General features: G+C 58.2%; 7 protein-coding genes. All 7 read left to right on the top strand.

Annotated features, from left to right (window positions below; genetic code table 11):
- Positions 1-116: 116 nt before the first annotated feature.
- A complete protein-coding gene (locus Q2B33_RS21455) occupies positions 117-3,218 on the top strand; it encodes a DNA translocase FtsK (RefSeq protein ID WP_300570841.1) in 3,102 nt (1,033 codons plus the stop codon).
- A 190-nt stretch (positions 3,219-3,408) separates the two neighbouring features.
- Positions 3,409-5,079: a formate--tetrahydrofolate ligase gene (locus Q2B33_RS21450; RefSeq protein WP_300570838.1), complete on the top strand. Its 1,671-nt coding sequence runs from the start codon at positions 3,409-3,411 to the stop codon at positions 5,077-5,079.
- Positions 5,080-5,123: 44 nt separating this feature from the next.
- The gene (locus tag Q2B33_RS21445; protein WP_300570835.1) at positions 5,124-6,572 is read left to right on the top strand and encodes a chitobiase/beta-hexosaminidase C-terminal domain-containing protein; all 1,449 of its coding nucleotides are present in this window, start codon (positions 5,124-5,126) and stop codon (positions 6,570-6,572) included.
- A gap of 34 nt (positions 6,573-6,606) precedes the next feature.
- A complete protein-coding gene (locus tag Q2B33_RS21440; protein ID WP_300570832.1) occupies positions 6,607-7,482 on the top strand; it encodes a sulfide/dihydroorotate dehydrogenase-like FAD/NAD-binding protein in 876 nt (291 codons plus the stop codon).
- A gap of 78 nt (positions 7,483-7,560) precedes the next feature.
- Positions 7,561-7,848: a TIGR04076 family protein gene (locus tag Q2B33_RS21435; protein ID WP_300570829.1), complete on the top strand. Its 288-nt coding sequence runs from the start codon at positions 7,561-7,563 to the stop codon at positions 7,846-7,848.
- A gap of 88 nt (positions 7,849-7,936) precedes the next feature.
- Complete coding sequence (gltA, locus tag Q2B33_RS21430; protein WP_300570826.1) at positions 7,937-9,322, top strand: NADPH-dependent glutamate synthase; 1,386 nt, start codon at positions 7,937-7,939, stop codon at positions 9,320-9,322.
- Positions 9,323-9,334: 12 nt separating this feature from the next.
- Entirely contained in the window at positions 9,335-9,634 is a 300-nt protein-coding gene (locus Q2B33_RS21425) for a Dabb family protein (RefSeq protein WP_300570823.1), read from the top strand.
- Positions 9,635-9,645 lie beyond the last annotated feature (11 nt).

The raw sequence follows: 9,645 nt of genomic DNA, 5'->3' as shown, positions 1-9,645 counted from the left end.
AAAGTGTCCTTCGGACACTTTGGTATTTGACCCTCGCGGCATTCGCCAACTGGCCATGCGAGCACGGCCGCTTGGCTCATTGCTCGCGAGAATAAAGACAAGCGAGGTTGATATAGATGGCGGCTTCCAATGGAAGAAAAACAGCATCTTCAAATAAAAGGACTGCCCAGAGCAGAAAAAAGACTTCCACCCAGAGGAAAAAGACCAAGGCCCAGGCGGCCCAGGACAGCGCCCTGTTCCATGAGATAGGGCTGATAGTCCTGTTCGCCGCCATGGTGTTCCTGTTCTGCTGCAATTTCGGCATCATCGGGCCCATAGGAGACGCGGTCAGCGGCATCCTGTTCGGCCTGTTCGGGCTGGCTGCGTATGCGGTGCCGGTGCTGCTGTTCCTGGCCGTGGCGTTCTATTTCGCCAATGAGGGGAACGCCAACGCTGCCCGGAAGCTGGCGGCGGGCGTTGTGCTCTTCGTGGTGGCTGGAATCGTCTGCGATCTGGCGGCGGGACATGCGGGCGCCATGGAGAAGTATGATATCAAGCTGCTGTACGAGAGCTGCCGGGAGCAGAAAGCGGGAGGCGGCATCCTGGCCGGGAGCATCAGCTTCCTGCTGCAGCAATATCTGGAGACGATCGGCACGGTGCTGGTGGTGGTGCTCTGCAGCGTGGTAAGCCTGATACTGCTGACGGAGAAATCTCTGCTGGCCAGCGTAAAGAAGGGCGGCAGCCGGGTGCGGGAGCTGTCCAGGGAGGACGCCGCCAGGCGGAGGGAGCAGGCGCAGCTGCGCAGGCAGGAGCAGGAGGAGAACGCCGAGCTGCGAAGGCAGGAGCAGGAGGAAAATGCCCAGCGGCGCAGGGAGGAGAGCAGGATTCGCAGACAGGAGCAGAATCGGCGCAAGGCCCGGAAGGTGGAAGAGCGCAGACTGAAAGCGGAGGAGAAGGAGAACGAAAGAATCCTGCGGATGGAGCGGAAGGTGACGGGCGTCATGCTTGACACGGCGCTGCCCAAGCCGGAGGAGCGCGTCTCGCGCCGGGACGACATCCATGAAATCATCCTGTCCGAGGAAGAGGCCAGGGCGGAAACGCCTGTGCAGGAGACTTATAAGGCAGAGCCTATAGAGACGGCGGAGGCGGAGCCGGAACCGGAATTCGATTTTGCGAAGATTCCAATCCGCGGGCTCCATCAGGTGACGGTGAACCAGGAGCCGGAGGAAAGTGTTTCTTCTATTGAAAAGGAGGATTCCGCAGGGGGAAGGTATCCCGTGGAAAGGATGCAATCCATGGAAGGAGTGCATTCCATAGAAGAGAGGCATTCTATGGAAGAGAGGCATTCCATGAGAGAGGTGCAGCCCATGGAAGAGGAGCATTCCGCGGAAGAAGTACATCCTATGGAAGAGGGGCAATCCATGGAAGAAGTGCGATCCATGGGAGAAGTGCAATCCATGGGAGAAGTGCAATCTTCGGAAGAAACGCATCCCCGGGAATCCGTGTTTGGCCAGGAATCGGCGTATATGCCAGATTCCCGCAGCGGGAACGGAGAGATGTCCACAGACCTGGCAGGTGCAGCGTCGATGGGGACAGAGCCGACAGATACGAAGCCGGATCAGCGCGATTCCGGGCAGAACGTCCCGGAGCCTGCCGCGTCCCATCAGTCCCCCGCTGCCAGGCCCGTCCTGCCCTCCGCTGCCGGAAACGGCCAGGGCAGCCAGGCGGCCGGGCAGCAGAGCGGCCCCGGGGCAGCCAGGCCGGCACCGAAGAAATACATGCTCCCGCCCCTTTCCCTGTTGCTAAAGGGCAAGGAGGCCACAGGGGATTCCGCCAGGGAGCTGCGGGAGACTGCCATGCGCTTGCAGCAGACCCTTGGCACCTTTGGGGTCAAGGTGACTATCACGGATATCAGCCAGGGCCCCAGCGTGACCCGCTATGAGCTGCAGCCGGAACAGGGGGTGAAGGTCTCCAAAATCGTAGGCCTGTCGGACGATATCAAGATGCATCTGGCGGCCACGGACATCAGGATCGAAGCCCCTATCCCCGGAAAAGCTGCCATCGGCATCGAGGTGCCCAACAAGGAGACCATGGCGGTAGCCCTGCGCGATCTCCTGGAAAGCAAAGAATTCAGGGAGTTCCCCTCCAAAATCGCCTTTGCCGTAGGCAAGGACATCGGAGGGCAGACAGTGGTGTCCGACATTGCCAGGATGCCCCACATGCTGATCGCGGGGGCCACCGGCTCCGGTAAGTCCGTGTGCATCAATACCCTGATCATCAGCATCCTCTACAAGGCCAAGCCGGACGAGGTGAAGCTGATCATGGTGGATCCCAAGGTGGTGGAGCTGAGCATCTACAACGGCATCCCCCATCTGCTGGTTCCCGTGGTGACGGATCCGAAGAAGGCCTCTGCCGCCCTGAAATGGGGCGTGGCGGAGATGGAGGACAGATACCGGAAGTTCGCGGAATACAATGTGCGTGATCTGAAGGGATACAACAAAAAGGTGGAAGCCATGCGGGACAAGGGAGACGTGGGCGCGCCCGCCGTACTGCCTCAGATTGTCATCATAGTGGACGAGCTGGCAGATCTGATGATGGTGTGCCCCGGGGAGGTGGAGGAGTCCATCTGCCGCCTGGCCCAGCTGGCCAGGGCCTGCGGCATCCATCTGATCATCGCGACGCAGCGTCCCAGCGTGGACGTCATCACGGGCCTGATCAAGGCGAACATGCCCAGCCGGGCGGCCTTTTCCGTGTCCAGCGGCGTGGATTCCCGGACCATCCTGGACATGGTGGGCGCCGAGAAGCTTCTGGGGAAGGGCGACATGCTGTTCTATCCCCAGGGCTATGCGAAGCCGGCCCGTGTCCAGGGCGCTTTCGTGTCCGACCAGGAGGTCTCGGATGTGGTTGATTTCTGGAAGAACCAGACGCTGGGCAATACCTATGAGGAGGACATCGAGGAGAGGATTGCCAATATGGGAAGCTCCTCGGGAGACGGCAGGGCCTCCGGCGGCAGCGATGTGGACGAGCTGTTCGAGCGGGCAGGGCGTCTGATCATAGACAAGGACAAGGCATCCATCGGCATGCTCCAGAGGGCGCTTCAGATCGGCTTCAACAGAGCGGCCAGGATCATGGACCAACTGTGCCAGTACGGCGTGGTGGGGGAAGAGGAAGGCACGAAGCCCAGGAAGATACTGATGAGCCCCGAGCAGTTCGACCAGATGCTGGAGGAGATAGCATAGCCGGAAGGGCCGGCATATAGCCGGAAGGGCTGGCATATAGCCGGAGGGAGTGGCATATAGCCGGAAGGGCCGGCATATAGCCGGAAGGGCTGGCATATAGCCGGAGGGACTGGCATATAGCCGAAGGACTGGCGTGCAGCTGAAAGGGCTGATATATATCAGGAATAGGAAGCAGAAAAGGGAGAGAAGCATGAAGACAGATTTGCAGATTGCGCAGGAAGCGGTAATGGAGCCCATTGGCAAAGTGGCGGAGACGCTGGGGATCCGGGAGGATGACCTGGAGCTCTACGGCAAGTACAAGGCAAAGCTCTCGGAAGAGTATCTGGACAGCCTGAAGCAGAGGCCGGACGGAAAGCTGATCCTGGTGACCGCCATCAACCCCACTCCGGCGGGAGAGGGCAAGACCACCACCAGCGTAGGCCTGGGCCAGGCTTTCGGAAAGCTTGGGAAAAAGGCGGTAGTGGCGCTGCGGGAGCCCTCCCTGGGGCCCTGCTTTGGCATCAAGGGCGGCGCCGCGGGAGGGGGATACGCCCAGGTCGTCCCCATGGAGGAGCTGAATCTCCACTTTACGGGGGATTTCCATGCCATCACTTCCGCCAACAACCTGCTGGCGGCGCTTTTGGACAACCATATCCAGCAGGGGAATGAGCTTGGAATCGACAGCAGGCAGATCGTCTGGAAACGCTGTATGGATATGAACGACAGGGTGCTGCGCAATATCGTGGTGGGACTCGGCAGCAAGGCGGACGGATTCGTGAGGGAAGACCACTTTGTCATCACCGTGGCCAGTGAAATCATGGCGATTCTGTGCCTGGCCGAGGATATGAAGGATCTGAAGGAGAAGCTGTCCAGGATCATCGTGGCGTACAACTGTGACGGGAAGCCGGTGACAGCCGGTGACCTGCAGGCAGTGGGAGCCATGGCGGCTCTGCTGCGGGATGCCATGAAGCCCAATCTGATCCAGACCCTGGAGCATACGCCGGTGCTGGTGCACGGCGGGCCCTTCGCCAACATCGCCCATGGGTGCAATTCCGTGCGGGCCACCAGAGCGGCCCTGAAGATGGCGGACTACTGCATCACGGAGGCGGGCTTCGGCGCGGATCTGGGCGCGGAGAAATTCTTCGACATCAAATGCCGGATCGCGGATTTGAAGCCGGATGCCGCAGTGCTTGTTGCAACTGTCCGCGCTTTGAAGTATAATGGCGGTAGGAAGAAAGAGGAGTTGGGCCAGGAGGACCTGGACGCGCTGGGCAGGGGCATTGAGAACCTGGAGAAGCACATCGAAAATCTGCATAAGTACGGCGTGCCTGTGGTGGTGACGCTGAATTCCTTTGTGACCGATACCCAGGCGGAAATCGATTTCGTCCGGAACTTCTGCGAGGAGCGGCAATGCGAGTTCGCTCTGTCCCGGGTGTGGGCCCAGGGCGGAGAAGGCGGCATCGAACTGGCAGAGAAAGTGCTGGAGACATTGGAGACAAAGAAAAGCGCTTTCAGCCCTCTGTATGGAGACGACCTGTCCCTGGAGGACAAGATACGGACCGTGTCCCGGGAAATCTATGGCGCGGGCAGCGTCAGCTTTTCCGCGGCGGCGAAACGGCAGCTGCGCATACTGACGGAGCTGGGATTCGGAAAGCTGCCTGTGTGCATGGCGAAGAACCAGTATTCCCTCTCGGACGACCCGAAGCGGCTGGGGCGTCCCAGGGATTTTGAGATGACGGTCAGGGAGGTGTATGTGTCCGCCGGAGCAGGGTTCGTGGTGGCGCTGACAGGGGATGTGATGACCATGCCCGGCTTGTCGAAAAAGCCTTCCGCCTTTGGGATTGATGTCAATGATGACGGCGTGATCACCGGTCTGTTCTGAATCGAGGTAAGAAAGATATGAAATGTCCCAATTGTGGAGAGGAAATGGCCGAGGGGAAGCTATACTGCGAGCATTGCGGTGAGGACATCCACATCGTACCTGATTTCGAGCCTGAGCTGGAGCAGACCATCCAGGACATCCTCGAAGAGCTTCACGGGGACATGGAGGATGAGGCAGAGGAAGAGCCGAAAGGATTTGAGGAGCTTGAAGACTTTGAGGAGCCGGAGGATGAGGGGGATTGGCAGGAGGAGCCTGTGCGGAGGAAGAGAATCTGGCCCAAGGTGCTGCTGGCGCTGGTGTTCCTCCTGTTCCTGGCCGCCGGAGGCGCCGCATGGCATATCTACAGCTCCTATTCCGAGGAGTACCAGCTGAACAGGGCTGAGCAGTATCTGGAGCTGGGGAAGTACGATGAGGCCATCATCTGCTATAACCGGGCCGTGGAGCTGGACAGTGCCAATGTGGAGCTGCTGTTCGAACTGGCGGATATCTATCTGCTGAAAAACAATAAGGTGGAGTACGAGTATCTGCTGCGGGAGATCATCAACAATAAGAATGCCACGGCAGAGCAGCTGGAGGGGGCATACGGGAAACTGATATCTATTTATCGGGAGAGAAGAGATTATCAGACCATCAACGCGCTGCTGCTGGCAAGCGGCAATGAGAATCTGATTGCCGCCTATCCCAATTATATCGTGGACGTGCCGGAATTCAGCATAAACGAGGGATATTATACCAGCATCCAGCCGCTGAAGCTGACGGCTTCCGGCTCCGGCAGGATCTACTATACCATAGACGGGAGCGAGCCCACGGAGGAGAGCACCCAGTATACCGCGCCCATCATACTGGAGAATGGGAACCACATAGTCAAGGCCTGCTTCGTGAACGACAATGGAATCGTCAGCGATGTGGTCACAAAGGAATATCATATCGAGTATAACGAGATTTTCGCACCGGAGATCAGCGCCCTAAGCGGAGAGTATTCGGCGCCCATGATGATTGAAGTCCTGGACGGGGACGAGGATGTCTATTATACCATGGACGGCAGCGACCCTACGTATTCTTCTGCGGTCTATACGGGGCCCATCCCCATGCCCCTGGGCAAATCTACCTTTAAGTTCGCGCGGATCGTGGACGGGGTGACGGGCACGGTTGCCCAGCGGGACTATCAGCTTATCCTGAATACGGAGCTCACGCCTGCCCAGGCAGTGACATCGGTGGTGGAGTATTGTTACATAATCGGCAAAATCACCGACTTTGACGGCCATTTTGACGATAGCGGGGACTCCTACCAGTATTTATATCTGTATGCGGCGAACATCAACAAGGTCAGCGATTTCTATGTGATAGCCGAGTGCTACCGGACAGCCGACGGCAATGTCACCAGGACAGGCAACAATTTTGCCGTAAACGTTTATTCCGGGGAGCGCTTCAAGCTCCAGAGGGACGACTGGGGACGGCTGGAACTGGTGGGATTGGAAATAAGTGAACAATAGAAAGATCCCGGTGAAAGGGACAGAGAGGTGGATTATGTACAGGATTGTAAAGAAACAGGAGCTTACCGCGAACATTTATCTCATGGATGTGGAGGCGAAGCGGGTGGCCAAGTCATGCCAGCCCGGACAGTTCGTCATCGTGCGTATGGACGCGGAGGGAGAGCGGATTCCCCTGACCATCTGCGACTATGACAGGGAGAAGGGGACCGTCACCATCGTGTTCCAGAGCGTAGGCGCTGAGACCCATCGGATGGTCAGCCTGGAGGAAGGCGACTCCTTCCATGATTTCGTGGGCCCGCTGGGATGTCCCTCCGAACTGGTGAAGGAGACGCCGGAGGAACTGAAGAAGAAAAGGATCCTCTTCGTGGCCGGAGGCGTGGGCGCCGCGCCGGTGTACCCCCAGGTGAAATGGCTCCACGAGCGGGGCGTGGCCGCGGATGTCATCGTGGGCAGCAAGACGAAGGATCTGCTGATTCTGGAGAAGGAGATGGAGGCAGTGGCGGGAAACCTCTACATAACCACGGACGACGGCTCCTATGGCCGCAGCGGCATGGTGACCCAGACCATCAAAGACCTGGTGGCGGAGGGGAAGGAGTACGATGTGTGCATCGCCATCGGCCCCATGATCATGATGAAGTTCGTCTGCCTGCTGACGAAAGAGCTGAATATCCCTACCGTGGTCAGCCTGAATCCCATCATGGTGGACGGCACGGGGATGTGCGGGGCCTGCCGTGTGACTGTGGACGGAAAAGTGAAGTTCGCCTGTGTGGACGGGCCGGAATTCGATGGGCATGCAGTGAACTTCGATGAGGCCATGAGACGCCAGACCCTCTACAAGACAGAGGAGGGCAGGGCCATGCTGCAGCTCCAGGAGGGGGACACCCACCACGGCGGCTGCGGGAACTGCTAAAAGCGAAAAGAAAATCTAAGCTTTGCATTGCAGGATTGGAGCCGGGTTGGGAAACCTGGTTTCGATTCAGGAGAATAGATGAAAAAATGGATCGAGGAGGACTGGGAGTTTACCGTGACGGTGACGGATGGCCGGGCTGAACAGTGCAGACTGGGATTTGAGAGAAATGACCGCTTTCGCTGCGGATATGAGACACCCTCCGGCTTCTGCCCCAAGACAATGCCCGTCTTGTATACATTATGTGAAATCATCCGATGCGGAGGAAGCTTTAAAGCAAGAGGCTCAGATAAGGATTACGAGATAGAGTTTGGATGTGCGGACGGTCCGGTGCGGTTTCGGCTGTCGGCCAGAAAGCGTGATACCTAAAGGAAATGTAGGATTTTGGACGCTTCCGACATGCAGGAGCATGGAAGGTAAGGACGCAGAGTATAAAAATATGGAGGAATGAGAATAAATGGACGTTTTGACGAAAATCCCGGTCAGGGAGCAGGACGCGAAGGAGCGCGCCGCCAATTTTGAAGAAGTATGTCTTGGATATAATCAGGAGGAGGCCCAGGCGGAGGCTGCCAGATGCATCAACTGCCAGAACGCGCAGTGCGTCAAGGGATGTCCTGTGGCCATTGACATCCCCGCCTTTATTGAAAAAGTGAAAGAGGGGAATATCGCGGAAGCCTATCAAATCATCAGCAAAGCCAGCGCCCTTCCGGCGGTCTGCGGGCGGGTGTGCCCTCAGGAGACCCAGTGCGAGGGGAAATGCATCCGGGGCATCAAGGGGGATCCTGTCTCCATCGGCAAGCTGGAGCGTTTCGTGGCCGACTGGGCCAGGGAGAACGGCATCAAACCGGAAGTGACGGCGGAGAAGAAGGGAAAGAAAGTGGCAGTCATCGGCTCCGGCCCCGCAGGCCTGACCTGCGCCGGGGATTTGGCCAAGATGGGCTATGACGTGACGATCTTCGAAGCCCTTCATGAGCCCGGCGGCGTGCTGGTGTACGGCATTCCGGAATTCCGTCTGCCCAAAAGCAAAGTGGTGGCTGAGGAAATCGAGAATGTCAGGGCGCTGGGCGTGGAGATTGAGACTAACGTGGTGGTAGGGAAGTCTGTCACCATCGATGAGCTGATCCAGGAGGAGGGATTTGAGGCCGTATTCATCGGTTCCGGCGCGGGGCTGCCCAAGTTCATGGGAATCCCCGGGGAGAACTCCAACGGCGTGTTCTCCGCCAACGAGTACCTGACCAGGAGCAACCTGATGAAAGCCTTTGACAGGAATTCCACCACTCCCATCATGCACAGCAAAAAAGTGGCCGTGGTAGGCGGCGGCAACGTGGCCATGGACGCTGCCAGGACGGCTCTGCGCCTGGGGGCGGAGGTGCATATCGTGTACCGCCGCAGCGAGGAGGAGCTCCCCGCCAGGGTGGAGGAAGTCCATCATGCCAAGGAGGAGGGCATCATCTTCGACCTGCTGACCAATCCCACGGAGATCCTTGCGGACGAGAAGGGCTGGGTCACGGGCATGAAATGCATCAGGATGGAGCTGGGCGAGCCGGATGCCTCCGGGCGCAGACGTCCCGTGGAGATTCCGAATTCCGAGTTTACCATGGAACTGGATACCGTCATCATGTCCCTGGGGACTTCCCCGAATCCGCTGATTTCTTCCACAACGGAAGGGTTGGAGACCAATAAGTGGAAGTGCATCGTGGCGGAGGAATCCAACGGCCAGACCACCAAGGAGGGCGTCTACGCCGGCGGAGACGCCGTCACAGGCGCGGCTACGGTAATACTGGCTATGGGTGCCGGGAAGGCGGCAGCGAAGGGGATAGACGAATATCTGAGCGGCAAGTAGGAGGGATGATTGATGGTAAGACACATTGTATTCTGGAACTTTTTGGAGGAGCTTTCCGATGCGGAGAAGGCAGAAGCAGGGGCGAAGATGAAGGCTCTATTGGAGCCGATTAAGGAACTGGTTCCCGGAGCGGTGGAAATCCAGGTGGTGCCGAACCAGTTGGCGTCCAGCAATCGCGACATCGCCCTGATTTCCACCTTTGAGACCGTGGAGGCCCTGTCAGCATATCAGAACCACCCGGCCCATGTGGAGGCCGGAAAGTATGTGGGAAGCGTCACCTGCAACAGGGCCTGCATGGATTACGAACTTTGAAATGAAATATC

This window comes from uncultured Acetatifactor sp., from assembly GCF_948601915.1.
In the GTDB taxonomy this organism is placed as follows: domain Bacteria; phylum Bacillota; class Clostridia; order Lachnospirales; family Lachnospiraceae; genus Acetatifactor.
The sequence above is the reverse complement of the archived record's forward strand: the minus strand, read 5'-3'. Positions and strand labels throughout refer to the sequence as shown.

What these genes read in the sequence shown, in the direction of transcription:
- Q2B33_RS21455 (WP_300570841.1), top strand. Translation starts at nt 117, where the DNA reads ATGGCGGCTTCCAATGGAAGAAAAACAGCATCTTCAAATAAAAGGACT.
- Q2B33_RS21450 (WP_300570838.1), top strand. Translation starts at nt 3,409, where the DNA reads ATGAAGACAGATTTGCAGATTGCGCAGGAAGCGGTAATGGAGCCCATT.
- Q2B33_RS21445 (WP_300570835.1), top strand. Translation starts at nt 5,124, where the DNA reads ATGGCCGAGGGGAAGCTATACTGCGAGCATTGCGGTGAGGACATCCAC.
- Q2B33_RS21440 (WP_300570832.1), top strand. Translation starts at nt 6,607, where the DNA reads ATGTACAGGATTGTAAAGAAACAGGAGCTTACCGCGAACATTTATCTC.
- Q2B33_RS21435 (WP_300570829.1), top strand. Translation starts at nt 7,561, where the DNA reads ATGAAAAAATGGATCGAGGAGGACTGGGAGTTTACCGTGACGGTGACG.
- gltA (WP_300570826.1), top strand. Translation starts at nt 7,937, where the DNA reads ATGGACGTTTTGACGAAAATCCCGGTCAGGGAGCAGGACGCGAAGGAG.
- Q2B33_RS21425 (WP_300570823.1), top strand. Translation starts at nt 9,335, where the DNA reads ATGGTAAGACACATTGTATTCTGGAACTTTTTGGAGGAGCTTTCCGAT.